Here is a 25,550-nt window from a genome sequence, read left to right as displayed (position 1 = left end):
AAAAAGTATATGACAGCATTTTTAATTATAATCGTTTTAGCGCTTTTAGCCATTACCGCTTGGCAGATATCTAAAATATATAAATTGTCAAGACCCTCTGATGATGATGGCATTATTGCCAATGATAAAGACAACCAAAAGCAGGCTAAAATTATGCTTGTTTTTATGGTGTTTCTTTACGGATTGATGATTTATTCATTTTGGAATTTGAGCAAATTTTATTTACCTGAAGCTGCGTCTGAACATGGCTCTAGCTATGATCAATTGATGTTTATTTCCATTGCAATAATCATGATTGTTCAAGTGGTCACACAAGCTTTATTACACTATTTTGCTTATAAATATCGAGGCAAAAAGGGTAAACGCGCTTTGTTTTATGCCGATAACAATACCTTGGAATTTGTATGGACTGTCATACCAGTTGTTGTTTTAGCCGGTTTAATTATATACGGTTTGGTGTCTTGGACACAGATCATGAATCCGCCTGATGATGAAGATACATTAGTCGTTGAAATTTATGCCTATCAATTTGATTGGAGAGCAAGGTATTCTGGCCAAGATAATGTTTTAGGTAAAGCTAATGTTAGATTTATAGAAGGTGTAAACCAATTGGGTGTAGATGAGACCGATGAATACGGAAAGGATGATGTTATAGTAAATGAACTGCATTTGCCAGTTGATAAACCAGTGATTTTTAAGTTTCGTTCTCAAGACGTTTTACATTCTGCTTATTTCCCATTCTTTAGATCTCAGATGAATGTTGTTCCTGGTATGATTACAGAGTTTAGTTTTACCCCTACAACAACTTCTAAAGAAATTAAAAATAGCGAATATATGCTCGAGAAAGTGAAACGCATTAACGAAATTCGCAGTGAAAGAAGCAAAGACTTAGTAGCTGAAGGGCGTTCTGAGTTAGATGAATACGAATTTGATTACTATTTACTTTGTAATAAAATATGCGGCGTAACCCATTATAATATGCAGATGAAAATTGTAGTTGAAGAAGAAGAGGAATTCAACAAATGGATGGAAGAGCAACAAACTTTTGGAGAATTATTAGCTAAACAATAATTAAAGAAACAAATTTAAGATGTCAGCAATAGCAACAACAGCACATTCTGATGAGCATGCAGAAGACCATGCACACCATCATCATGAACAACCGTTTATAGAAAAATATATTTTTAGCACAGACCATAAGATGATTGCTAAGCAATATCTTATCACAGGTTTAATCATGGGTTTTATTGGCATTGCCATGTCTTTACTGATGAGACTTCAATTAGCTTGGCCCGACAAAGAATTTTGGATTTTTGAAGCTCTACTTGGAAAGTTTGGTCAAGATGGTGTGATGGATCCAGGGATTTATCTTGCCCTAGTGACCATACACGGGACAATTATGGTATTCTTTGTTTTAACAGCAGGTTTAAGTGGTACATTTAGTAACTTATTAATTCCACTTCAAATTGGTGCACGTGATATGGCATCTGGTTTTTTAAATATGTTGTCTTACTGGTTGTTTTTTATCTCTTCAGTAATCATGATATCCTCGCTTTTTGTTGAAGCTGGTCCCGCTTCGGCTGGATGGACGGTTTATCCGCCTTTAAGTGCTTTACCACAAGCTATTGGTGGTTCTGGTTTAGGAATGACTTTGTGGTTAGTCTCAATGACAATATTTATTGCTTCATCACTTTTAGGTTCATTAAACTATATTGTTACCGTATTAAATCTCAGAACCAAAGGAATGTCTATGACAAGACTGCCTTTAACTGTTTGGGCGTTTTTTGTAACCGCTATCATCGGTGTAGTTTCATTCCCGGTTTTATTATCAGCAGGTTTATTGTTGTTGATGGATAGAAGTTTTGGAACTTCGTTTTTCTTAAGTGATATTTACATACAAGGTGAAGTTTTAGCCCATCAAGGTGGTTCACCAGTGCTATATGAGCACTTATTTTGGTTTCTAGGTCACCCTGAAGTATATATTGTTTTATTACCAGCCTTGGGAATTACATCTGAAGTCATTGCTACCAATGCTAGAAAACCAATTTTTGGTTATCGAGCAATGGTTGCATCAATATTAGCCATTGCATTTTTATCTACAGTGGTTTGGGGTCACCACATGTTTGTATCTGGTATGAATCCATTTTTAGGGTCTGTGTTTACTTTTACAACTTTATTAATTGCAATTCCTTCTGCAGTCAAAGCTTTCAATTATATCACGACGCTTTGGAAAGGGAATTTACAATTTAATCCGGCGATGTTATTTTCCATAGGATTGGTCTCCACTTTTATTACAGGTGGATTAACTGGTATTATTTTGGGAGATAGTACTCTAGATATTAATGTTCACGACACCTATTTCGTTGTAGCTCACTTTCATTTGGTAATGGGTATTTCAGCATTGTATGGTTTGTTTGCGGGTGTTTATCATTGGTTCCCTAAAATGTTTGGACGTATGATGAATAAAAATCTCGGCTATATCCATTTTTGGATTACTGCCGTTGGTGCTTACGGTGTGTTTTTCCCTATGCATTTTATCGGTATGGCTGGATTACCAAGAAGATATTATACCAATACGGCGTTTCCATATTTTGATGATCTCGCCGACACCAACGTATTAATTTCAGTTTTTGCCTTTATCACAGCTGCTGCACAAATTGTATTTATTTACAATTTTATCAGTTCTATTTTCTACGGTAAACGTGCTACGCAAAATCCATGGAATTCCAACACCTTAGAATGGACAGCACCTGTAGAACATATTCACGGCAACTGGTATGGTAAATTGCCAACGGTTTATCGCTGGTCTTATGACTACAGCAAATTAAACTCAGACGAAAGTGACTACGTGATTGCCGGACAAGATTTTGTGCCGCAAAATGTACCTTTACAAGAAGGGGAAGAGGAATTGAATCATTAGTAAATTTGTAATCTGATTGAATACTAAAACGCCTTAGATTGTCTAGGGCGTTTTTTTGTTATATTTGAGGTGTTTTGATTTAGCACTCGGAAGGTCGGGTTTATTGGTTGGTAACGTAATATGTGTTTTTAAGCTCATTTACAACAATTGCTATTGTAATTTCGTTTGAATGGGAACTTCTTAAAAATATAAGAAAACTATGTAACAATTCCCTACATTAGTCGTCTGATAAACTAAACAAAACGCTCAAACATGAAAAAAATATTTTCGATTTTAGCTTTAGGTATTATCCTGATAAGCTGTGATCCTCAAAAATCAACATTCAATGATTTGGCTGTTAACACGCCAATTCTTACATCTTTAGATCTCACTGCGGTTAATGAAGATCGCGTGCCAGTCAGCATTAATCCGGGTAGAATTACCCAAGATACTGTCGTTTACAGATTACCTAGAGTGATACAAGGTACTTACTCTGTCAGTGATTTTGGAAAATATGTTGATGATTTACAAGCCATTACCTATGAAGGCAAAACACTTGAAGTCACCAAAATAGATGACAATTCTTGGCAAATTCCAAATGCAAAAACATTAGACAAAATCACTTACTACGTCAACGATACTTACGACATCGAAACCAGTGGTGGTATTGGTGGTGAGCAACCGTTTTCACCAGCAGGAACAAATATTGAACCTGATAATTACGTGCTTAATCTTCATGGATTTATCGGGTATTTTGATCAGCTTAAAAGCAACCAATACAGATTAGAGGTGACCGCGCCTTCAGATTTTGAGAGAACTTCTGCGCTCCAAAGTGTAGGAACCAAAACGAGTGAGGATGGGAGCGAAGTTACAAGTCAATATTTTGCACCGCGCTATTTTGATATAACCGACAATCCTATGATGTATGGAAATCTTGATGTTGAAGAATTTATGGTAGGTGATATCAAAATTGTTTTAAGCCTTTATTCACCCAACCAAAAACATTCGGCATCTAGCCTCAAAGAGACCGTTTTTGAAATGATGGAAGCACAAAAAACTTATCTTGGGGACATTAATTCTACGCCACGTTACGATATTTACGTCTATTTATCTGAAGGCGATGAAGACTCACCTAAAGGTTTTGGTGCTTTAGAGCATCATACATCAACGGTGGCTGTTTTTCCAGAAAACATGCCTGTTGAAGGCTTAAAAAGTTCAATGGTAGATGTTGTGGCGCATGAGTTTTTTCATATTGTTACACCACTCTCCGTGCATTCTGAAGATATCCACTATTTTGACTATAATCAACCTACATTTTCAAAACATTTATGGATGTATGAAGGCGTGACAGAATATTTTGCTCAACACTTTCAAGTTTATGAAGGTCTAATCACTCCCGAAGAATTTTACAACACCATAGACCAAAAAATCAGCAGGCCCAAAAATTTAGACGACAGCATGAGCTTTACCACAATGAGTGAAAATGTTTTGGAAGAGCCTTATTCTTCAAACTACTATAATGTTTATATGAAAGGCGCTTTGATCGGCATGTGTATTGACATTTTGATGCGAAAGGAAAGCGATGGCAATCGCAGTATGTTGTCTTTAATGAAAGACTTATCAACTAAATATGGAAAAGATAAACCGTTTGAGGACGATAAACTCTTAGAGGAAATTACTGCGATGACTTATCCAAGCATAGGAAAATTTTTAAATACACACGTCAAAGGGAATACGCCGATAAACTATAATGATTTTTTTGAAATGGTCGGTCTTACAAAAGCAGAAAAGGAAGTAGAAACCAACTATATTTTTTCAGGGGGTCAAAACATCATTTTTGATGGAGACCAAACTACAGGTCAAATTATGTTTAAAGCCAATGCTTTACAAAATTCGTTTTGGAAATCTCAGGATATTCAAGCCGGTGATATCATCAAAAAAGTCAATGGTAAAGAATTGAGCATACAAAATGCCAATCAAGTCTTGCAAGGCATGTTCAGCTGGCAAGAAGGACAAGATATCACGATGGAATTAGAACGCGATGGCAAAACGGTTTTATTGGAAGCAACTCTTACTCAACCAACAGCAATTTCTAAGACTATAGTTGAGGATGAAAACGCTACGGAAGCACAGATTGCCACACGACAAGCTTGGCTTAATCAGTAATAATGTGATTGCTTTACTTTTAAAAAAGACTTCTATTATAGGAAGTCTTTTTTGTTTTAAAATTTTAATGTAACAAATCCTTAACAAAGTCGTCCTATACATAAAACCAAACTATGCCAGAAACTATACTCGAGCTCAAAAACCTCACAAAAAGATTTGGAAAATCTACTGCAGTTTCAGACTTAAGCTTTAGCATCGAAAAAGGAAATGTTTACGGTATTCTCGGGCCTAATGGAAGCGGTAAGTCAACAACACTTGGAATGGTGCTTAATGTCATTAATGTCACTTCAGGATCGTTTGAGTGGTTTTCTGACACAATGGACACCCATGATGCTTTAAAAAAAGTAGGTGCCATTATTGAAAGCCCAAACTTTTATCCCAATATGTCAGCAAAAGACAATTTAAAGTTGGTATGCAAAATAAAAGAAATCGATGAAGGTAATATTGAAAATGTGTTGAAAACAGTAGAGTTGTTGGATAGACAACACGACCAGTTTAAAACCTATTCTTTAGGGATGAAGCAGCGTTTGGCTATTGCCTCTGCTTTACTCAACAATCCTGAAATATTAATTTTAGACGAACCCACTAATGGGCTAGACCCAAAAGGCATACATCAAATCAGAGAAATCATTAAAAAAATCGCCCATAATGGCACGACAATTTTGTTGGCATCGCATCTTTTAGACGAAGTTGAAAAAATTTGTACTCACGTTGTGGTCATTAGACAAGGAAAAAAACTTTATGCTGGTCGGGTCGATGAGATGAATGCGTCATTTGGCTACATAGAAGCTTCAGTTGAAAAACTAGACAATTTCACATCTTTTTTAGACCGTCTTGATTTTATTGACAAATTTGATAACATAGAACACGACCAAATTAGGATATTTTTGAATAAAGATTATTCAGCGGGCGAGTTCAATAAATTATGTTTCGAAAAAGGCTTTGTGCTCACTCATCTTATCAAACGCAAGGAAAGCCTAGAAGAACAATTTCTAAAACTTACAAATTAAAATCTTATGCGACGACTCATCAATATAGAGCTTTTTAAACTCAGACATAGCCGCTCAGCTAAAATCATGACTATACTTTATTTTAGTTTGTTTCTCTCTGCGGCATTATTATCGACTATTAAGTTTGATTTTGGCCCTTTCAATTTTAGATTGGCCGATCAGGGCATTTACAATTTCCCATATACCTGGCACTTTATGAGCTTTTTTGTGGCATTTCTTAAAATCATCTTAGCCATCGTCATCGTTTCTATGATGTCAAGCGAATATACCAATAGAACACTCAAGCAAAACTTGATTGATGGCTTAAGTAAAAAAGAATTTATTTTATCTAAATTTTATGTGTCCGTTTTATATGCGTTATGTTCAACAATTCTTTTGTTTGTGGTCACGCTAGTGCTTGGTTTAATTTTTTCTGATTATGATGAATTTCAAATTATATTTTCAGATTTAGAATACATAGGTGGTTATTTTGTAAAGCTCCTCGGGTTTTTCTCTTTGTGTTTGTTTTTAGGTTTACTCGTCAAACGTTCTGCTTTTGCTTTAGGGTTTTTGTTTTTACTGTGGATTGTGGAAGGTATAATTGGGGCTAGTTTACACGATACCAAATTTGATTTTATAAGCGATTACACACCACTAAATGCCATGTGGCGTCTCATCCCCGAGCCCATCACAAGATTAGATATTATTAATTCTGCAGCAAAACAACTCAATGCAGAAATTATGCAGGATTACAGTGTAAGTATCTTTACAATAATCACAGTTTTGGCTTGGACTTTTTTATGTGTTTTTGGCGCTTATAGGTTACTAAAGAAACGAGATTTGTAAATAAATCTACTATCTTTGTTGATCTATGAAATGGATGAATTTTAGAATATTTTTAGTCTTAATTTTAGTCAACTTTTCACTTAATATAACGTATTCACAAGGCGAAGCTAATAATTGGTATTTTGGCAGTAATGCGGGAATAAGTTTTAACACCTCACCGCCGACAGTTTTAAATGATGGTGCACTGAGCACAAATGAGGGTTGTTCTTCAATTTCAAATGCAAATGGCGAGTTGTTGTTTTACACCGATGGGCGAACCATTTGGAATACTAACCACCAAATTATGAACAATGCTGACTATTTTGGTGGAACGGGTTTAAACGGTGACCCATCTAGTACGTCTAGTGGTTTAATTGTTCCTCACCCGACTGACGAAGATCTGTATTTTGTGTTTACCGTTGATGAACCGCATCACGAAAATGCCTTTGCTTTCCCTAATCAAGGACCAGCAAACCCAGACGGGTCACCGAGGACTACCTACATCGATACCAATCAATCTATTCCACAAGCGGACGATGGTTTTAATAATGGATTTAATTATTCAGTCGTAGATATGTCTTTAAATGGTGGTTTGGGAGATGTGGTTCCAGCTCAAAAAAATATTGAATTGCTAACTTACGACCCTAATAATTCAGAAGATGTTAAGTTTAAATGTTCTGAAAAAATTACAGCGGTTAGAGGAGAGAATTGTAATTCAATTTGGGTAATCACCCATTTTAAAGATACCTTCTATGCCTTTTTTATTGATGATAATGGACTAAACGAAACACCTGTTACTTCTCAAGTTGGGCCATTTGTGTCAACTGATGATTACAGACGTGCAGCCATTGGTTACTTAAAAGCTTCACCGAATGGAGATAAATTGATTACGGCCAATCAAACTTTAGACTATGATCCTGTAAATGACGTGGATCAAGGCACAGGAAATGTATATTTATTTGATTTTGATTCTAATACAGGTTTGGTTTCAAACGCCTTAGAATTAGTAAATGACGTCAATGCTTATAGTGTAGAATTCTCACCGGAAGGTACAAAAGCCTATGCCTCAGTCACTCAATCTGATGTTCCTACAATTTTACAATGGGATTTAGAAGCTACAGATGTACCAAACTCTATTTTTACATTTAGTGGTGTGTCCGGAGCCGCCTCAGGCGCAATACAACTTGCCCCAAACGGTAAAATCTACAGAAGTATGGTCGGAGAAAATTTTTTGTCTGTTATTAATAATCCTGAATTGCCCGGAAATCAAGCTAACTATTCAGAAAGTTTAGCCAATGGTGCCATTAGTTTAGGGACTCAAACTAACTTTGGTTTGCCACCATTTATTCAATCGCTTTTTGCAGATAGAATTGATATTGTTGGTACAGATACTCAACAACTTAATCTTTGCGATGGCGAGGGCTTTACCTTATCTTACCAAGACATCACAAACGCAGATTATACGTGGAGTGTTGATGGAGAAGTCATTAATGGAGAAACAGATTCAACACTTAATATTTCACAACCTCCAAATGTAGATTTGCCTTATCAGGAGACTTATACTTTGGATGTTGACTTGAATGATGGAACTTGCGGAAGAGTTGGTATTGCTAATGTGACTTACTTTCCTTTACCAGAAACCAGTTTTGCTCAGCTTACTAACTGTGTTGAAGATATAGAAACCAATACTGCTGAATTTGACTTGACAGAGGCCAATGACCAAATCATCTCCGATCAAGCTAATGAAAGTGATTTTGAATTTACTTATTACGAATCTATAAGCGATGCTCAAAATAATATTAATGCTATTGAAAATCCGGAGAACTTCAACAATACAGAAACACCTCAAACCCTTGGTGTAGTGGTAGAAAATATAGATTCTGGCTGTTCTAGTATAACAGAATTGACTTTGGATATACAAGATTTTAATACAGAGGAATTTAATTTAATACGTTGCGATGTTAATGAAAACGGTATTCAAGATTTTGATCTTACTTCAATTCAAACCCAAGAAGATTTAATTGCTGAGGCATTTTACCTGACTGAAAATGCGGCTTTAAATGGTAACAATCCTATTACAACCCCAGAAAATTTTACCAATGATAATCCATTTCAGCAAGATGTATTTTTTACGATAGAAAATGGTACACCTTGTAAGGATTTAGGTATTTTGAGTTTAGAAGTTATCTCGTTGCCTGATATTGAAAATGATGAAACTGTCTTTTATTGTGTAGAAGACTTTCCAAATCCCATTACTTTGACTTCTGGAGTATCAGGCAATCAACTTAATAGTTTTGAGTATACTTGGATACCATCAGGTGAAACAACTTCTGAAATAGCTATAAATGAACCTGGTATCTATGAAGTTGGCATAACCTCTATTGAAACAGGTTGTACAAATTTTAAAACTATTGAAGTGGTATCTTCAGGTCTGGCTGATTTTAACTTGAATATTGATGAGTTTAATAGAGAGAATAATACCGTTGAAGTTTTGGTTTCGGATAATAGTCTTGGTGATTACGAATATGCTTTAGACAATCCTGATGGCCCATATCAGGATAGTAATATTTTTGAAAACGTTTTGCCTGGTATTTATGATATGTTTATTAGAGATAAAAACGGTTGTGGTATAAGACAAAAAACCTTTGGAGTCTTAGGTGTAATGCCATTTTTTACCCCAAACAATGATGGTATTAATGATGTATGGGGTTTTAAAGGTACTTTTAATAACAAACAAGCCTTAGCATTTGTATATATTTTTGATCGCTATGGAAAGCTGTTAAAATCTTTTAGAGGTCTTGACAAATTTTGGGATGGGTTTTATAACAATAAAGCTATGCCTTCACAAGATTATTGGTATAAAATTGTTTTAGAAGACGGTCGAAAATTAAACGGTCACTTTACGTTAAAGCGCTAGTTGTCTTTTACATCGCCTGCAAAAGGTGGTACGCCAACGCCTCTTGGACGATTATCTGATTTTTCTTGACGATTTATTTCTCCAATTATTCTTAAAGGAAACCTATCAAAAACTTTTGACCTTTTTTTACAATTTAATTCGATATAACTTGAATCATATTTCTGACTAGCATATTTATCCCAAAGATAAATATAAACTTCCTGTATATAAGTTTTAAATTCTTCTATTTGATTTGATTTCTTTTTGAAACTTGAGAGTTGAATATATACTTTATCGGGATTACTGGCTTTATTTTTATGTTGTTTTGGATTTGTCACAAAATCTAAAACCAATTCTTTAAATGCAATTTCTCTCAACTTAGGCTTTGCTTCACCATTGATGACTATATCATCAGCTTGATTGATGACAAGGCTAAATACATTTCGTTCATTTGCTTCATCAAATTCAGAGGAAGTTATGCTTTGGTCTAATGTTTTACATTTTCCATCAAGCCAGGATTGAGTGTAAACATTATACCCAATAAAACAAACTAATAAAGCTATTGTAAATTTCATATTTTTTTATTTTTCATCAATGAGATCGGGTCGTTTTTGTTTGGTAATTTTAAGTGCTTGGGCTTCTCTCCATTCTTCAATTTTTTTAAAATGCCCACTCATTAAAACTTCAGGAACTTTTTTCCCTTTATATTCAGCAGGTCTTGTATAAATGGGTGGCGCTAATAAATCATCTTGAAAGGAATCTGTTAAGGCAGAAGTTTCATTGTTTAATACACCAGGAATAAGTCTGATAATGGCATCTGACAAAACTATGGCTGCGACTTCACCGCCAGAAAGTACATAGTCGCCAATTGATATTTCTTTTGTGATATGCATTTCTCTTACTCTTTGGTCTATGCCTTTGTAATGTCCGCAGAGTAAAATTAAATTTTGCTTTAAAGATAAACTGTTAGCCATTTTTTGATGTAAAGTTTCACCATCTGGAGTCAAATAAACAATTTCATCATAATTTCTTTCCGCTTTAAGTTGGCTAATGCATTTGTCTATAGGTTCAGGCATTAAAACCATACCAGCACCTCCGCCGTATTGATAATCATCAACTTGCTTATATTTGTTTTTACTATAGTCTCTTAAGTTGTGAAAATGAACTTCAACATGTTTTTTTTCTATCGCTCGTTTTAAAATTGAAGCTTCAAATGGGCTCTTTAAGATATCAGGAACGACACTTATGATGTCTATTCTCATTGACTTTTGCGGTTTTTAGTTTTAACTTTTTTCTGAGCATCTAAAAGTTCTCTACCGAGTTTTTGTTGTTTTTCAATAGCCCTGTGTTTGTATTCTTCAAACTCTTTGTTTGTATTTCTTAAGTTTTCCTTCAGTTCTAAAGTAACTATATTTCTATTGCGATATTTAATAAACACAAAAGCTAAAATCAAAACCAATAACAAAATAATCAACCATACTGTAATGTTGTAGGTTGACTTCGACAGATCAAGGCCTAATATACTGATTTGGTCTTTTAAGGCTTTTAGGGCTTCAAGCTCATAGCTTAGATTTTTATTTTGAGATTCTAACTTTTTGATGTCATTTTCAAAACTTTCAATACTGCTTTCCAAGGCATTGATATTTGACTTCAAGCTATCTCTTACTGATGCTAAATTTTCTTTAAATGCATTGAGTTTGACTCTTTTAATGACTTTATAGTCTTGATAATTGCCCCCTGAATTTACAATTGAGTCAAATGACTTTACAATATCACGCTCTTCTTGAGCAGGTGATTTTAGCCACATTAAACAAATTAAAATTGCAAAAAAATATTTCATAGTAGTATGTTGAATAACAAATGTATAAAATAAAGCTTAAAGGGTATTGTTTTTCATATTTTTTATATCCTAATCAATTGATATTTAAGGTGTAAATATTAATAACTTAAGTTTTTTAAAACCACTCAATACGCTATTTCTGCTTATAATTTTTCTGATTTTTAAGAGCTTAAACCATACATCAAATGTAAAAGCATTATCATTTAAAATACAATCACTTGATTAAAATATTTTTAATTAACGGCATTATTTTATAATTATTCTTTATCAGCTTTAGAATTGACAACGAGTCTTGCTTTAGGTAAACTATCCGGGTAGTTTTGTTGAATAAATTCAATCATTTTTTCACGAACATAAACTCGCAGATCCCAGCAAGTTGGTGAATTTTATGCACTGACTAAAATTCTAGATTCTACCGTTTGCTCTTTGCTATCAGTTACTTGTAGAACTTTGACTTTTTTGTCCCACAAATCAGTGGTATCTAATATTCTTGACAATTCTTCCCGCAATGCTTTAAAAGGGATAGTATAATCGGTATACAAAAAAACCGTTCCAATAATATCACCACTTGTCCGAGTCCAATTTTGAAAAGGCTTCTCTAAAAAATATGTTGAGGGTAAAACCAATCGGCGTTTGTCCCAAATTCTAACGACAACATAAGTTAAATTGATTTCTTCGATCCAGCCCCACTCATTTTCAACAAGGACAGCATCGTCGATTCTGAAGGGTTGTGTAATCGCGATTTGTATGCCTGCCAGTAAAGCTCCAAAGACTTTTTGCGCTGAAAGACCTATAATAATCCCAGCAACGCCGGCAGATGCAAATAAGCCAACCCCTATTTTTCTAATTCCATCAGATGATAATAATATTAAACCAATGGCAATTATAATAATGAGTGTAACTATCACTTTTTCTAAAATATTAGCTTGTGTGTATAGTTTTCTAGAATGGAGATTATCCTCAGCTTCTATATCGTAATATCCTAAAATTTTTGCTTTGCCAAATCTGATTAGAGAAATGCTAAGTAAAGTCATACCTATCACAATAAAGTTTGGCTTTTGGCTGATAATAAAAGTAAACTCGTAATTGATAAAGCTTGACAAAAATTCACAAAATGGGTTTAATAGCAATTGCTAGAATAATAAAACCTATACTTAATATAATTTTGAAATATTTTTTCATCATTTAAAATTTTACATTTGCAAATTTATTAAATTTACTTTTAAGTATGCATATTACTGCATATAATGCCCTTAATTAATATTTATAATGAATAATGTATAAAATAATAAGATAAAATTTGCAAATATAACAATATTGATAAGTGACAGAAAGCGGTCTTAGTTTAAAAGTTAAAATGTTATTCTAAATTGGAAAGGCTTTTTGTATTAACTTAGATTTAAGTCATCAACAGATATCTTCAACAATCATCTTAGCATGAATTCTGGAATTTTCAATAAACCATTTGTGCGTTTCCATACCGCCACAAATTACACCAGCCAGGTATAAGCCTTTGACGTTGGTTTCCATAGTTTGTTTGTTGTACTCAGGTAATTTTGTTTTGTCATTCGAGAGCTTAATCCCTAATTTTTTTAAAAATCCAAAATTGGGTTTATATCCAGTTAGGGCTAAAACATAATCGTTTTTAAGCTGTTGAATTTTGCCATTCTCATCTTTAAAATCAACAGTGTCTTTTTTGATTTTTGTGATTTCCGAATTAAAATATGCTTTGATACTTCCTTCTTCTATACGATTGATAATGTCTGGTCTGACCCAATATTTTACGCGTTGGCCAATTTCTTTACCTCGAACAATCATGGTGACGCGACCGCCTTTTCGATAGATTTCTAATGCCGCATCTACGGCAGAATTACTCGCACCAACTACGATGACATCTTGGTTGACAAAATAATGTGGGTCGTTATAATAGTGAAAAACTTTATCTGAATCTTCACCGGGGACATTCAGTTTGTTTGGTATATCATAAAATCCGGTAGCAATGATAATATTTTTAGCGTCATATTTCTGTTTTGAAGTTTTAACTCTGAAGTTGTTTTTGAGTTTATCCACATTTTCAACTGCTTCAAATAGGTTGATGTTCAAATCATTTGAAGTCGCTACACGTCTATAATATTCTAAAGCTTCTTGCTTCGTCGGTTTTGGGTTTTTGCTGATAAAAGGGATGCCATCAATTTCTAATTTTTCTGAAGTCGAGAAAAACGTCATATTAGCGGGATAGTGATAAAGCGAATTGACTAAGGCGCCTTTTTCTATGATGACGTATGAAAGGTTTCGTTTTTTCGCTTCCAAACCACAGGCTAAACCTATTGGGCCACCGCCTATTATCACAATATCGTATGTCATAATTAAATTGTTTAACTCATATACCAATAAAACCTAATTTCTAAATTAGGCTAAGGCTTTTGAGAATTTTTAACAGATATCATTAAAATCTCATGCAAATCTGCCTGTCAGCAAACAGGGGTGTTAAGCCGCAAAGTAATTCGCTTAAGAGTTCAAGCAGAGACTGCGAAGTATATCACGCAAAGCCCGCAAAGTCTTATGATACTAAAGATTTCAATTCCCTAATCGTTTCTATAGGCTCCTCAGACTTAAACACAAAACTTCCAGCAACCAAAACATCAGCGCCAGTTTCAACGAGTTGTTTGGCGTTTTTATCGGTTTATCAAAGCATTTAAAATATATTTTTTTAAAAAAATACTCAATAAAACCAATTTTATTAAATTTTTTTAATATATTTAAGAGTTAAATTTATAAAAATGTAAAAAACTAATTACTATGAACCCCACAACCCCACAACCCCACAACCCCACAACCCCACAACCCCACAACCCCACAACCCCACAACCCCACAACCCCACAACCGCACAACAGCACAACCGCACAACCGCATAATTATAATTGGTGTAAGTATATAATATTTTTAATGTTTACATGTATACCTTTATTAAATACGTTTGCACAACAATCTCAAACGCATTATTATTATATTGAAGAAGCCAGCAATGACATTTTGAACCCTACAAATATTACAACAAACCAAGATGAGTCTTTGTCTATAGAATTTTCTGATGAAGATTTGACTGCGTTTTTTGAAGATTTTACAATATTTTCTTATGTAAGAGAATTTGGATTTTCAAGATTTACATCTCTGCATAAGTATTACTTAATAGGTTTAGATAAAATCAATAGGGAGAACGATTTATTATTAAATACTAATATTGTTTCTGCTGAATATGCTGGAACAATTGAAGATATTGAAGGAAGACCACTTAATACCCCAAACGACTATTATGTTGATTCAGTTATTACTGGAGATTGGATTCCAGATGGGACATTTGGACCCGATGGGGAGCTTATTGTCCCTTATCTGCAAAACAACATTAGGGGTTTTGAACATTTAGAATTAATAAATGCCAGAAGAGCTTGGAACATCACAACAGGTGACCCCAATGTGGTTATTGGAGTTCGTGACGTTGCTTTTAATGTTATTCACCCAGAAGTTGCTAATAAAGTAGTTGCCACTTATGGTAATGTAAACTCTAGTGGTAATCACGGTCTTAGCGTGGCTGGCGTAGCTGCTGGTGACACCAATAATGGTATTGGGTTTTCTTCAATTGGATACAATTCCAGTCTAGCTTTTTCGACAGGTGCATCCCCATTTACAAGTAACCCTTTTGGTTATGCTGGTGCTAGTCTTTTTATGGCAGAGGATAATTCTAATATTAAGGTTATCAATATAAGCATGGGTAGTGCTGGATCTCCTATAACAGCACAAGCGGATGCTTTCAAAGTTATTAAAGATTCATTAAATGTTACTGTGGTTGTTGCTGCTGGAAACGGTCTTCATACAGGTAACAATATTACAGAATACTATTGGCCGGGATCTTATGAACACGTCATCGGGGTGAGTAGTGTTGGGAGTTATAACAAATATGGACATCTATATGATAATGGTGCATCTGTAGGTTGGAAAGATGTCCATGAGCAAGTTATAGGTGTTAATGGATATAACCACCAGCATAACGATTCTATTGATATTGTAGCGCCTGGTTATAATGTGCCAGCACCAAGATTTTCAAATTGGCATATCGTTGGAAGTGGCACGTCTTATGCTTCCCCAATCGTTGCTGGAACAGCTGCTTTGATGTATGCTGTAAATCCAGGTATTACAGCCGAACGTGTTAAAGAAATACTTCAGGAAACTGCAGATGATAAAATATACGACATTCCAGAAAATGCACCATATAATGGTTTGCTTGGAGCTGGTAGAGTAAATGCCTATGGTGCTGTGCTAAAGGCTGAATGCGAATATAATGGCAACCTAGTAGGTTTAGACTTAAATATGCAAAATACCAAAGACCATTTTGGAGATGAACCAGATACAGTAAGCGATATTATTTGGGAAAGCCCAGATATTTGGGTCAGGAATACCGATGATGGTTTTTTATATAAAGAAAGTGAAGAATTACATTTTGTAGATAGCAATACGCCAGTTTATGTATATGTAAGAGTAACAAATGATAGTTGCCAACCATCCACAGGTACAGAACAATTGGAATTGTATTGGGCAAAAGGTGGACTTAATCAGACTTGGCCAACGGTATGGAATGGTTCTTCTAATCCAGTAAGTGCTCCAAATGGTTCTGGTCAACAATTTGATATTGGAAATCTAGTTGGCATTCAGAATATTCCTTCTATACAGACTGGCAAATATGAAATATTAGAATTTGAATGGTTTCCTGAAAATCCAGACAATTATGAAGATGCTGGTTTTGATAAGCCGTGGATGTTTTGCTTTTTAAGTAGAATATTTACACCTGATGACCCGATGACATTTCCAGAAGTTGCAAATGCTGCAACGAATGCTCGGAATAACAATAATATTGCCTATAAAAATGAAACTGTAATTAATGTAAGCAGTAATATAAAACAAGGAACCATTTTTGCTGGTAATTTAGGGGGTGAAACACCTCTTACATCAAACATTCAGTTTTTTACTAATGATAGCATTAATGATGCAATTTGGCAAGAAGCAGAAATATATACAACGCTTGATGAAAATTTATGGAATGCTTGGCAAGATTCTGGTGCTCAAAATCAATCTGTAAGAGTTGTCAACGCCAACGAAAGGCGACTTTTATTAACTGGCAATGATGCAAGTTTAGACGAGATAGCTTTTGGTGCAAATGAATATGGTACATTGACTATGAGCGTTAATTTCCTTGTAAGAGTTGTTGAAGATTTTGAAGGCTATGATTTATTTATCCAACAAACTGAAAGTAATACTGATGATGTTCTTGGAGGTTTTACTTATACTTTTACAAGAGATAACAGTCGTCAAGAATTTATAGCAGATAATGAAACGGAATTACAAAATGATAACACTAGAACCATAAAAGCTGTAGACATTAATGAGCCTGCTATATACAATTGGTATGATGCAGATGGTAATTTAATTTATTCAGGGAATGAATTAGAGGTAAGTACTGCCGTCGCCAATGAGTATAAGCTTGAGGTTATTGCAGAAAGTGATGGGCATAAAGATTACCAAACCGTCGAGACAGATGATTTACGAAAAATTGAAAGCATAAGTCCAAATCCTGCTCAGAGTCAGGTCAATATTAAATACTTAATAGACGAACAAGACAACGCTATTATAAAATTAACCCATAGCTCTAATGGTATATTTTACAACTATATATTAGAAAACATTCAAGATAATATTGATATAGACCTTACTAATTTTACCTCTGGACAATATATTGTCAATCTAATTTCAGGAGGACAAATTTTAGACACTCAAAACCTAATTATCAATTAAAAATTCCATTATGAAACGATTTATAACAATTACTATAGCATGCTTTATTGTCCTTATTAGTCATGCTCAGATAGCCCCAATACTCGACCATACCTGGACGATTGAACAAATAGATACCGGTACGCAAATCATAAATGCAGACCTTAACCCTTCTGGACAATATGATACTATCAAGCTAATTTCTTTAGGGGTGCTTGATGAAACAACCTTTTACCAACCAGAAAATGTTATTTTTGGTCACTGTGAGATGCTTTTTTCTTTTGATGATATCAACTCGGAGTTATTTTATCACCTTCAAGGTTGTCTTTTGTCAAATGATAATAGTTCTGATATAGCCCTTTATTTTAATGATATATTTATTGAACAAAACACAACTAGTATTACAATAGACAATGATTTTTTCCCTTTTGCCTTTGGTCCATTAACCTACAGTTTTACTTCTGTTGGAGATATGATATATATGGATATTACCAATTCTATTGGAGAAGTGGCTACGTTTTCTGCTGCAAATCTGAGCCAAGACGAGTTTTTAAAACAAAACTTGGTTATCTATCCCAATCCTGTAAATGATAAGTTATTTATAAAAAGCCCAAATATCGCTTTAGAGCATGTCAACATCTATGATTTATCGGGGAAATTAGTTTTTGAGCAAAATGATATCTCTAATGGTAATTTAAATATCAGTCATTTACAATCTGGTGTTTATATTTTAAAAATCAAAACGCCTGTTGGTGTGTTGCAAAGAAAATTAGTAAAAGAATAGGCTAAACCCTTTAAGGGTTGAATTTTAAAAAGACAAGCTTTTCAATTCCTTAATCGTTTCTATAGGCTCTTCAGATTTAAACACAAAACTCCCGGCGACTAAAATATCGGCGCCGGTTTGCACTAACTTTTTAGCATTTTTATCAGTGACTCCGCCATCGATTTCTATTAGCGTATCAGCATCTTTAGACAAAATCAATTCTTTGAGTTCTGCCACTTTATTAAAAGTATTTTTAATAAAGCTTTGTCCGCCAAAACCCGGGTTTACGCTCATCACACAAACCAAATCGATGTCTTGAATCACATCCTTCAGTAAGTCAATCGGCGTATGTGGGTTTAAAGCAACTCCAGCTTGCATTCCAGCTGCTTTAATCGCCTGTAACGTGCGGTGTAAATGCGTACAAGCTTCGTAATGCACCGTCAACATATTCGATCCCAAATCTGCAAAAGTTTTGATGTAACGATCAGGATCAACAATCATTAGGTGAACATCAATAAATTTTTGGGCATGTTGGCTGATGGCTTTTAATACCGGCATTCCAAAGGAAATATTAGGTACAAACACACCGTCCATGATATCGATATGGAACCAATCGGCTTCACTTTGGTTAACCATTTCGATGTCGCGTTGCAGGTTTCCAAAATCAGCTGCGAGAATAGAAGGCGCTATTTTATGGGTTTTCATTTTTAATATTTATAAAATTCTTATGTTTAATCAAGTCTTTATGAAAATATTTTTACCGCAGAGACGCAAAGGTCGCAGAGATAATTGTGATTTTAAAATAATCAAATCAAATCAAATCATTGTTACATTGCTACATTAATGCATTATTTCATTAAATTAGTCTATTTACTCAGATACATTTTTCGTCTTGTATACAATTCGTAAAAATCATCATCTTTCAACCCATCGATAAATAAGATGCTTTCTCCTGTACTTTTCATTTCTGGGCCAAGTTGCTTGTTAACTTCCGGAAACTTATTAAATGAAAATACGGGTTGTTTGATGGCATAACCATCAAGATGGGGTTTAAAGTTGAAATCGCTGAGTTTATTGTGACCTAACATAATTTTAGTAGCGTAATTCACATAAGGTTCGCCATAAGCTTTAGCGATAAAAGGTACGGTTCGCGACGCTCTTGGGTTGGCTTCTATAATAAATACTTTATCGTCTTTTATCGCAAATTGGATATTAATTAAGCCAACGGTTTCGAGAGCTAATGCAATTTTTTTGGTATGGTCTTTTATTTGTTGCATCACTAAATCACCGAGATTGAATGGTGGTAAAACTGCGTTGGAATCACCAGAGTGAATACCACAAGGTTCAATATGTTCCATGATACCGATGATATAAACCTCTTCACCATCACAAATCGCATCAGCTTCGGCTTCTATGGCACCGTCTAGATAGTGGTCGAGTAGAAGCTTGTTGTTAGGTATTTTTCTCAATAAATCTACAACATGGGCTTCCAAATCTTCTTGATTTATTACAATCTTCATGCCTTGACCGCCTAAAACATAAGAGGGACGAACTAAAATTGGAAAATCAAGCTGTTCTGCTAATTCTCTAGCTTCATCTGCACTTTCTGCAACACCAAATTCCGGATAAGGAATATCATTGTCTTTTAATAATTTAGAAAAACTGCCCCGATCTTCTGCAAGATCTAACGCTTCATAACTGGTTCCTAAAATCTTAATGCCGTAGCGATTGAGTTTTTCAGCTAATTTTAATGCCGTTTGGCCACCAAGTTGGACGATTACACCTTCAGGCTGTTCGTGTTGGATGATATCATAGATGTGTTCCCAAAACACCGGCTCGAAATACAATTTATCAGCCGTATCAAAATCTGTAGATACAGTCTCCGGGTTACAATTGATCATGATGGTTTCATAACCACATTCGGCTGCAGCAAGTACACCGTGTACGCAACAATAGTCAAATTCAATACCTTGACCTATTCGGTTTGGACCGGAACCTAATACAACAATTTTCTTTTTATCGGTAACGACACTTTCATTTTCAGTAAAGGTGTTTCCATCCTTATCTTTGACTTCAGCTTCAAAAGTAGAATAGTAGTAAGGGGTTTGGGCTTCGAACTCAGCAGCACAGGTGTCCACAAGCTTATAGACTCTATTGATGCCCAAATCTTTTCGTTTTTTGTGCACTTGACTCTCTAAACATCCTAACATGTGAGCAATTTGTCGGTCGGCAAATCCCTTTTGTTTAGCTTCAAGAAGATAATCTTTGGTTATACTATCAATGTCAAATTTAGAAATTTCCAATTCCAGATTGTAGAGTTCTTCGTATTGTTTTAAGAACCACATATCTATTTTAGTAATCTCGTGAATACGTTTTAGTGGAATACCAGCTTGAATGGCGTCGTAAATCACAAAAACCCGATCCCAACTGGCATGAGTTAATTTATCTATGATGGTATCATATTTCTTGTAGCCTTTGCCATCTGCACCAAGTCCGTTACGTTTAATTTCAAGTGACTGTGTGGCTTTGTGAAGTGCTTCTTGAAAAGACCGCCCAATACCCATCACTTCACCTACAGCTTTCATTTGAAGGCCAAGTTCACGATCTGAGCCTTCAAATTTGTCAAAGTTCCATCGCGGAATTTTTACAATAACGTAGTCTAAAGTTGGCTCAAAGTAGGCCGATGTGGTTTTTGTGATTTGGTTTTCAAGTTCGTCTAAGTGATAGCCAATCGCCAATTTTGAAGCAATTTTAGCAATAGGGTAACCCGTAGCTTTTGAAGCTAAAGCTGAAGACCGTGAAACTCTAGGGTTGATCTCCACAGCGACAATATCCTCTTTCTCATCCGGGCTGACGGCAAACTGTACGTTACATCCTCCGGAAAAATTACCAATGCTTCTCATCATTTTTATCGCCAGGTCTCTCATACGTTGGTAAGTCGTATCACTGAGTGTCATAGCAGGAGCCACGGTTATAGAATCTCCTGTATGAATCCCCATCGGATCCATATTTTCAATGCTACAGATGATAGCAACATTGTCGTTTCTGTCTCGAAGTAATTCTAATTCGTATTCTTTCCAACCGATTAAAGCCTTATCAATTATAACTTCGTGAATAGGAGAGGCTTCTAATCCACGAGTAAGTAGTTTTTCAAAATCTTTTTCGTCGTAAACTATTGAAGCACCTAGACCTCCAAGAGTATAGGAAGCCCGAATTACTAATGGAAATCCAAATTCTTGAGCAACTTCTTTACCTTTTAAAAATGAGGTAACCGTTTTTGAAGGTGCTACACCGACATTAATGTCTTGCATGAGTTTTCTAAACTGTTCACGATCCTCAGTGATATTGATAGCATTGATATCTACACCAATCATCCTGACATCAAAATCATCCCAAATGCCTTTATCATCTGCTTCAATGCATAAATTCAAAGCGGTTTGGCCGCCCATAGTTGGTAAAACAGCATCGATTTGCGGGTGTTTTTTTAAAATGTCAATAATTGATTTGGTAGTGAGTGGCTTTAGATAAATGTGATCGGCCATCACAGGGTCTGTCATTATGGTTGCCGGATTAGAATTGATGAGTATGGTTTCAATTCCTTCTTCTTTTAACGACCTCAAGGCTTGAGAACCGGAATAGTCAAATTCACAAGCTTGTCCGATAATAATCGGACCTGAACCGATAATGAGTATACTTTTTAAATCTTGGTGTTTTGGCATTTGGATAGTGTTTTTAAAGACTAAATTTAGATAAAAAAAAAGTGTTACCGTTAAGTAACACTTTTAAAATATTAATATTGATATTGTCATTTTTATTTTCTTCTCATGCTGGTTTCTGATGAAACGCTTAATTTTTTACGGCCTTTTGCTCTTCTGCGTTTTAAAACTTTTCTGCCATTTGCAGACGCCATACGCTCTCTAAAACCGTGTTTGTTTTTTCTTTTACGCTTTGAAGGTTGAAATGTTCTTTTCATCAGACTTTATATTATACGTTGGTATACTTACTTTATAATCAATTGCAAATATAAGAAGTCTTTTTAATTTTACAACATTAATATTTAATTCTTTTCCTTTCCTTTTTCGTAACTTTGTCAGTTTAAATTTATACATATGTTTAATAAAATCATAAAGCTTATCCTAGCAGTATTGGTCTTAGCCTTTGCGGTTTTTCAATTTATTGAAAATAATATAGGAAATGGGATATTATTGGTGCTACTCAGCGGAATATTTGTATTCTTATATTTTAAAAATGAACTTATTCTGTTAGCCTTCTTAAGGTTACGTAAGCAAGATTTTGAAGGCACTAAAAAGTGGCTTGATAAAATCAAAAATCCAGAGGCAGCATTGACCAAAAAGCAACAAGGTTATTACAATTACTTACATGGGTTGATATTATCTCAAACCAATATGACCAAAGCCGAAAAGTATTTCAGAACTGCTATTCGTCTAGGTTTATCTATGAAGCACGATCTAGCAATGGCCAAACTCAATTTAGCAGGAATTGCTATGTCGAAACGACGAAAGCGTGAAGCACAAATGTTGATTAAAGAGGCTAAGTCATTAGATAAACACAATATGCTTGGCGATCAAATCAAGATGATGAAACAACAGATGAAGAAATTTTAGGCTTAGGTTTTAAGTTTTATTTTACTTTCAAATGATTTGAATAGAAAATTTATTCCACTCATAATCAAGATAAGCGATAAAGTTCCCAAACCAATCCACTGCCAAGATGAGGCTTCGTTATGTTTGATAAAGCCACTTTCCACAAGGAGACATAAGCCGAAACCTAAAGTTAAACTTCCTAAAGTACCAAATAACCAATAATCGCGTTTAGCTTTTTTATGTGTCATGGGTTTTGATTTTTTTGACTAATTTAGTTATTCTAAATTAGAGACATGTTTTCCAAAATTAAAATTGATTTACTCAAAAACAAAAAGGTCAAGGGTTATTTAAGTTACGCTAAAGGTGAGATTGTATTGATTGTCATTGGCATATCTATTGCTGTTAATATCAATAATGTTATTGATGCTAAAAAAAAAGAAAACATGCTGTCTGGCATAATGAAAACCACCCAAGACGAACTTAAGGTTGATATTGAAGAAATTGATTTTTTAATAGAAAGATATGAAGAAGAAAAAGAAAATTACAATTTTATTCTGGACAGCTTAGATTCTAGATCTATGAAAGATTGCCCGAAGTGTCCGTTTGTATTGACCAATTTTATCGCTTTTCACCCTAAAACCAGAGGATATCAACAAATCTCCAATTATATCGATTCAAAAGTTAAAACTTCTGATTCTTTATTGTTTAAAATTTCAAATTTTTATAAAAGCAGTTTCAAATTGTTGAAAATTTGGCCATGGATGATATGCAAGACAATTTGAATTACCTCAAAACCGAATATCCCTCTTTTTCAGAGTTGTTTCGTCATAAAATCAGCCCTGAAAAATTGACTTTTTTTGATGATAATACAGAGTTTTTCAATCCTGTAGCCATGAGAAAAATTATCATCCACAATAATTACTTGGGTCAGATGACATATTATAAAGCCGAAGCTGAAAAGTTGATCGATGAAATAAATATGTGAATTAATTTTAAAAATATTAAGTAATTAATATCATCAATTTTGTTTTGTATCTTACTGGTTAAAATACTTTTTTAACAGCACACAAGCATTCACATCGCCAAACCCAAAGCTGGCTTTGGCTAATAGTTGAGGTTGATGATTGATGGTTTTTAAAGGAATTTTGCTTTTATCAATCATCTTTAGAATAGATGGATGAACAGGCTCAGCATTGCGGTTACCAAATACAAAGCCGTGATGCATTTGTAAAACCGAAGCCACCAATTCTAAACTCCCGCAAGCTGCTAAACCATGCCCAATCATACCTTTTAGAGAATTGATAATGGGAAAATTTTTATTTTGTCCATTTAAGGCTAAAGTCCAGTTTTCAATTTCTGTGGCATCCATCTTAGTGGCGGTAAGATGAGCATTAATGACATCGATATCTTCCGGGTTGATTTCAGCATTTTTTATAGCATTTGAAATGCAGCTTACCACGGCATTTGAATTTGGAGCTGTCATGCTTCCGCCATTTCGCATTCCACCAGAGTTGGTCTCGCCGCCTAAAATCTCAGCGTAAATATTTGCACCTCTTGCTTTGGCGTGTTCGTAATCTTCAATAACCAAGGCACCCGCACCGGAAGAAGGCACAAATCCGGCAGCATCTTCAGCAAAAGGTCTAGAGGCTTCCTCAGGGGCATCATTGTATTGGTAGGGTAAAATGCGTAAAGCATCAAAACCACCCCAAATGTAAGGACCTGAGTCGCTGCAACTGCCAACCAACATGGTTTTTGATTTTCCGGATTGGATATGTTCAAAGCCTAAAATTAAAGCTTCAGTTCCCGTAGCACAGGCCGAAGAATTGGTCAGCACCCGATTGCCAAACCCAATTTTTTGGTTGAGAAAAGCGGTAACTCCGCTAGCCATGGTCTGTATTACACTCTGACTGCCCAACCGTCTCACGTTTTTATCGTCAATTTTATCAAAAGCCTCTTTCAGTTTATCTACACCCAATATTCCATTGCCAAACACGATACCGGCATCACTATCGGGCTCTTTATTAAATTTTAAACCAGCATCTTTCCAGGCTTCCTGTCCAGCAATGCCTCCGTAAATTAATCCGGTGGCTTTCAGTTCTTTTTGCTCAAGAGATGTGAAATAAGCGTCGATGTGATCTTGATTCACCAAAGGTGTACCGGCAATCTGACAAGAAAACTTTAAGTCGGCCAATTTTTGATGAAATTTAATACCGCTTATGCCGGATTGTAAAGCTGACAAGAAGCTTTCTTTCCCAAGTGCATTTGGCGATACAACACCTAGTCCAGTAATTACAACTCTATTCTTCATTTTTGTATTTTACAGGCATTCCAGCAATTTGTCCTCTGACTAGTATATTTTCATTAAGATCAAGTACTTTGACGTTCATTTTAAGCTTTCCAAATCTGTAATACACTTCTTCAGCTTCAACCATTATTTTTTGATCTGGGAAATGAGGTTTCAAAAATTCCATATTTGCAGATGTCATACCAAATTGGGAATGATTTTTAGGGTCCATTTTAAAAATAGCATAACAAACTAATCCGATTTGCGCGGCACACTCCGTTAATAGTACGCCTGGCGTGACTGGTCTTTGTTTAAAATGTCCTTTGTAAAATTCAGCATCTTTAGTAAAAGTGTAATGCCCTTTGATGTAGCCTTCTTTAATTTCTACAATGTCATCGACAAAGAGAAAAGGTTTATCGTAGGGAAGAAAGGGTAATATGTCTGTTTGAAAATTCATAGT

Annotated in this window: 22 protein-coding genes and 1 pseudogene; 11 read left to right on the top strand and 12 right to left on the bottom strand. The window is 34.9% G+C overall.

Translation table 11 applies throughout. From position 1 onward, the window contains the following. The first annotated feature begins 9 nt into the window (after positions 1–9). From FCN74_RS10910 to FCN74_RS10885, 6 genes are all read left to right on the top strand, one after another. Positions 10–1,071: a cytochrome c oxidase subunit II gene (locus FCN74_RS10910; protein ID WP_138932627.1), complete on the top strand. Its 1,062-nt coding sequence runs from the start codon at positions 10–12 to the stop codon at positions 1,069–1,071. Positions 1,072–1,090: 19 nt separating this feature from the next. Next, a complete protein-coding gene (locus FCN74_RS10905; protein ID WP_138932626.1) occupies positions 1,091–2,920 on the top strand; it encodes a cytochrome c oxidase subunit I in 1,830 nt (609 codons plus the stop codon). 252 nt (positions 2,921–3,172) lie between these two features. Beyond that, complete coding sequence (locus FCN74_RS10900; RefSeq protein WP_138932625.1) at positions 3,173–5,065, top strand: M61 family metallopeptidase; 1,893 nt, start codon at positions 3,173–3,175, stop codon at positions 5,063–5,065. A gap of 113 nt (positions 5,066–5,178) precedes the next feature. Further along, positions 5,179–6,075: an ABC transporter ATP-binding protein gene (locus FCN74_RS10895; protein ID WP_138932624.1), complete on the top strand. Its 897-nt coding sequence runs from the start codon at positions 5,179–5,181 to the stop codon at positions 6,073–6,075. Positions 6,076–6,081: 6 nt separating this feature from the next. Next, positions 6,082–6,900: an ABC transporter permease gene (locus FCN74_RS10890; protein ID WP_138932623.1), complete on the top strand. Its 819-nt coding sequence runs from the start codon at positions 6,082–6,084 to the stop codon at positions 6,898–6,900. Positions 6,901–6,925: 25 nt separating this feature from the next. Further along, on the top strand, positions 6,926–9,796 hold the full coding sequence (locus FCN74_RS10885) for a T9SS type B sorting domain-containing protein (RefSeq protein ID WP_138932622.1): 2,871 nt from the start codon (positions 6,926–6,928) through the stop codon (positions 9,794–9,796). On the opposite strand, the gene FCN74_RS10880 is transcribed toward FCN74_RS10885, so the two are convergent. The 6 genes and pseudogenes from FCN74_RS10880 to FCN74_RS12230 form a co-directional block, all read right to left on the bottom strand. Then, positions 9,793–10,350: a hypothetical protein gene (locus FCN74_RS10880; RefSeq protein ID WP_138932621.1), complete on the bottom strand. Its 558-nt coding sequence runs from the start codon at positions 10,348–10,350 to the stop codon at positions 9,793–9,795. The genes FCN74_RS10885 and FCN74_RS10880 overlap by 4 nt on opposite strands. 6 nt (positions 10,351–10,356) lie before the next feature. Beyond that, a complete protein-coding gene (trmD, locus tag FCN74_RS10875) occupies positions 10,357–11,037 on the bottom strand; it encodes a tRNA (guanosine(37)-N1)-methyltransferase TrmD (RefSeq protein WP_138932620.1) in 681 nt (226 codons plus the stop codon). After that, positions 11,034–11,615, bottom strand: coding sequence for a hypothetical protein (locus tag FCN74_RS10870; RefSeq protein WP_138932619.1), 582 nt, complete (start codon positions 11,613–11,615; stop codon positions 11,034–11,036). The genes trmD and FCN74_RS10870 overlap by 4 nt, the downstream gene beginning before the upstream one ends. Positions 11,616–12,001: 386 nt before the next feature. After that, positions 12,002–12,649 carry a mechanosensitive ion channel family protein gene (locus tag FCN74_RS10865; RefSeq protein ID WP_317128798.1) on the bottom strand — a complete coding sequence of 216 codons (648 nt, stop codon included), beginning with the start codon at positions 12,647–12,649 and terminating at the stop codon, positions 12,002–12,004. Positions 12,650–13,022: 373 nt separating this feature from the next. Continuing rightward, positions 13,023–13,979 (bottom strand): YpdA family putative bacillithiol disulfide reductase, encoded by a 957-nt coding sequence (locus FCN74_RS10860; RefSeq protein WP_138932618.1) that lies wholly within the window; start codon positions 13,977–13,979, stop codon positions 13,023–13,025. A 196-nt stretch (positions 13,980–14,175) separates the two neighbouring features. Continuing rightward, positions 14,176–14,298: pseudogene (locus FCN74_RS12230) on the bottom strand (ribulose-phosphate 3-epimerase); the annotation flags it as partial. A gap of 264 nt (positions 14,299–14,562) precedes the next feature. Between FCN74_RS12230 and FCN74_RS10850 the strand changes: the two are divergent. Together FCN74_RS10850 and FCN74_RS10845 are read left to right on the top strand one after the other, a co-directional pair. Beyond that, a complete protein-coding gene (locus FCN74_RS10850; RefSeq protein WP_138932617.1) occupies positions 14,563–17,460 on the top strand; it encodes a S8 family serine peptidase in 2,898 nt (965 codons plus the stop codon). Positions 17,461–17,470: 10 nt separating this feature from the next. Beyond that, complete coding sequence (locus FCN74_RS10845) at positions 17,471–18,223, top strand: T9SS type A sorting domain-containing protein (RefSeq protein WP_138932616.1); 753 nt, start codon at positions 17,471–17,473, stop codon at positions 18,221–18,223. A 24-nt stretch (positions 18,224–18,247) separates the two neighbouring features. Here FCN74_RS10845 and rpe read toward each other — a convergent pair whose 3' ends face one another. The 3 genes from rpe to rpmH form a co-directional block, all read right to left on the bottom strand. Then, positions 18,248–18,907, bottom strand: a complete 660-nt coding sequence (rpe, locus tag FCN74_RS10840) for a ribulose-phosphate 3-epimerase (protein WP_138932615.1) — start codon at positions 18,905–18,907, stop codon at positions 18,248–18,250. A 161-nt stretch (positions 18,908–19,068) separates the two neighbouring features. After that, positions 19,069–21,921: a carbamoyl-phosphate synthase large subunit gene (gene carB / locus FCN74_RS10835; RefSeq protein ID WP_138932614.1), complete on the bottom strand. Its 2,853-nt coding sequence runs from the start codon at positions 21,919–21,921 to the stop codon at positions 19,069–19,071. Between the two features lie 92 nt (positions 21,922–22,013). Further along, on the bottom strand, positions 22,014–22,175 hold the full coding sequence (rpmH, locus tag FCN74_RS10830; protein WP_138932613.1) for a 50S ribosomal protein L34: 162 nt from the start codon (positions 22,173–22,175) through the stop codon (positions 22,014–22,016). 136 nt (positions 22,176–22,311) lie between these two features. Between rpmH and FCN74_RS10825 the strand changes: the two genes are divergently transcribed. Next, positions 22,312–22,827: a DUF2892 domain-containing protein gene (locus tag FCN74_RS10825; RefSeq protein WP_138932612.1), complete on the top strand. Its 516-nt coding sequence runs from the start codon at positions 22,312–22,314 to the stop codon at positions 22,825–22,827. 2 nt (positions 22,828–22,829) lie between these two features. Here FCN74_RS10825 and FCN74_RS10820 read toward each other — a convergent pair whose 3' ends face one another. Further along, positions 22,830–23,054, bottom strand: coding sequence for a hypothetical protein (locus FCN74_RS10820; RefSeq protein WP_138932611.1), 225 nt, complete (start codon positions 23,052–23,054; stop codon positions 22,830–22,832). Positions 23,055–23,099: 45 nt separating this feature from the next. Between FCN74_RS10820 and FCN74_RS10815 the strand changes: the two genes are divergently transcribed. Both FCN74_RS10815 and FCN74_RS10810 read left to right on the top strand, forming a co-directional pair. Further along, positions 23,100–23,588 carry a DUF6090 family protein gene (locus FCN74_RS10815; protein ID WP_138932610.1) on the top strand — a complete coding sequence of 163 codons (489 nt, stop codon included), beginning with the start codon at positions 23,100–23,102 and terminating at the stop codon, positions 23,586–23,588. Beyond that, positions 23,564–23,791, top strand: a complete 228-nt coding sequence (locus FCN74_RS10810; protein WP_138932609.1) for a hypothetical protein — start codon at positions 23,564–23,566, stop codon at positions 23,789–23,791. The genes FCN74_RS10815 and FCN74_RS10810 overlap by 25 nt, the downstream gene beginning before the upstream one ends. 51 nt (positions 23,792–23,842) lie before the next feature. On the opposite strand, the gene FCN74_RS10805 is transcribed toward FCN74_RS10810, so the two are convergent. Then, positions 23,843–25,114: a beta-ketoacyl-[acyl-carrier-protein] synthase family protein gene (locus FCN74_RS10805; RefSeq protein WP_138932608.1), complete on the bottom strand. Its 1,272-nt coding sequence runs from the start codon at positions 25,112–25,114 to the stop codon at positions 23,843–23,845. Further along, positions 25,104–25,547: a 3-hydroxyacyl-ACP dehydratase FabZ family protein gene (locus tag FCN74_RS10800; RefSeq protein WP_138932607.1), complete on the bottom strand. Its 444-nt coding sequence runs from the start codon at positions 25,545–25,547 to the stop codon at positions 25,104–25,106. The genes FCN74_RS10805 and FCN74_RS10800 overlap by 11 nt, the downstream gene beginning before the upstream one ends. Between the last annotated feature and the right edge of the window lie 3 nt (positions 25,548–25,550).

It is taken from the genome of Mesohalobacter halotolerans (assembly GCF_006120725.1).
In the GTDB taxonomy this organism is placed as follows: Bacteria; Bacteroidota; Bacteroidia; order Flavobacteriales; family Flavobacteriaceae; genus Psychroflexus; species Psychroflexus halotolerans.
The sequence above is the reverse complement of the archived record's forward strand: the minus strand, read 5'-3'. Positions and strand labels throughout refer to the sequence as shown.

Bases quoted from the DNA above. Each gene is read 5' to 3' on its own strand.
- FCN74_RS10860 (WP_138932618.1), bottom strand. From the start codon at position 13,979: ATGACATACGATATTGTGATAATAGGCGGTGGCCCAATAGGTTTAGCC.
- FCN74_RS10815 (WP_138932610.1), top strand. From the start codon at position 23,100: ATGTTTTCCAAAATTAAAATTGATTTACTCAAAAACAAAAAGGTCAAG.
- FCN74_RS10900 (WP_138932625.1), top strand. From the start codon at position 3,173: ATGAAAAAAATATTTTCGATTTTAGCTTTAGGTATTATCCTGATAAGC.
- FCN74_RS10820 (WP_138932611.1), bottom strand. From the start codon at position 23,054: ATGACACATAAAAAAGCTAAACGCGATTATTGGTTATTTGGTACTTTA.
- FCN74_RS10890 (WP_138932623.1), top strand. From the start codon at position 6,082: ATGCGACGACTCATCAATATAGAGCTTTTTAAACTCAGACATAGCCGC.
- FCN74_RS10910 (WP_138932627.1), top strand. From the start codon at position 10: ATGACAGCATTTTTAATTATAATCGTTTTAGCGCTTTTAGCCATTACC.
- FCN74_RS10800 (WP_138932607.1), bottom strand. From the start codon at position 25,547: ATGAATTTTCAAACAGACATATTACCCTTTCTTCCCTACGATAAACCT.
- FCN74_RS10870 (WP_138932619.1), bottom strand. From the start codon at position 11,615: ATGAAATATTTTTTTGCAATTTTAATTTGTTTAATGTGGCTAAAATCA.
- FCN74_RS10865 (WP_317128798.1), bottom strand. From the start codon at position 12,649: ATGACTTTACTTAGCATTTCTCTAATCAGATTTGGCAAAGCAAAAATT.
- FCN74_RS10825 (WP_138932612.1), top strand. From the start codon at position 22,312: ATGTTTAATAAAATCATAAAGCTTATCCTAGCAGTATTGGTCTTAGCC.
- carB (WP_138932614.1), bottom strand. From the start codon at position 21,921: ATGCCAAAACACCAAGATTTAAAAAGTATACTCATTATCGGTTCAGGT.
- FCN74_RS10850 (WP_138932617.1), top strand. From the start codon at position 14,563: ATGTTTACATGTATACCTTTATTAAATACGTTTGCACAACAATCTCAA.
- FCN74_RS10810 (WP_138932609.1), top strand. From the start codon at position 23,564: ATGGATGATATGCAAGACAATTTGAATTACCTCAAAACCGAATATCCC.
- FCN74_RS10845 (WP_138932616.1), top strand. From the start codon at position 17,471: ATGAAACGATTTATAACAATTACTATAGCATGCTTTATTGTCCTTATT.
- FCN74_RS10905 (WP_138932626.1), top strand. From the start codon at position 1,091: ATGTCAGCAATAGCAACAACAGCACATTCTGATGAGCATGCAGAAGAC.
- FCN74_RS10880 (WP_138932621.1), bottom strand. From the start codon at position 10,350: ATGAAATTTACAATAGCTTTATTAGTTTGTTTTATTGGGTATAATGTT.
- trmD (WP_138932620.1), bottom strand. From the start codon at position 11,037: ATGAGAATAGACATCATAAGTGTCGTTCCTGATATCTTAAAGAGCCCA.
- FCN74_RS10885 (WP_138932622.1), top strand. From the start codon at position 6,926: ATGAAATGGATGAATTTTAGAATATTTTTAGTCTTAATTTTAGTCAAC.
- rpmH (WP_138932613.1), bottom strand. From the start codon at position 22,175: ATGAAAAGAACATTTCAACCTTCAAAGCGTAAAAGAAAAAACAAACAC.
- FCN74_RS10805 (WP_138932608.1), bottom strand. From the start codon at position 25,114: ATGAAGAATAGAGTTGTAATTACTGGACTAGGTGTTGTATCGCCAAAT.
- rpe (WP_138932615.1), bottom strand. From the start codon at position 18,907: ATGAAAACCCATAAAATAGCGCCTTCTATTCTCGCAGCTGATTTTGGA.
- FCN74_RS10895 (WP_138932624.1), top strand. From the start codon at position 5,179: ATGCCAGAAACTATACTCGAGCTCAAAAACCTCACAAAAAGATTTGGA.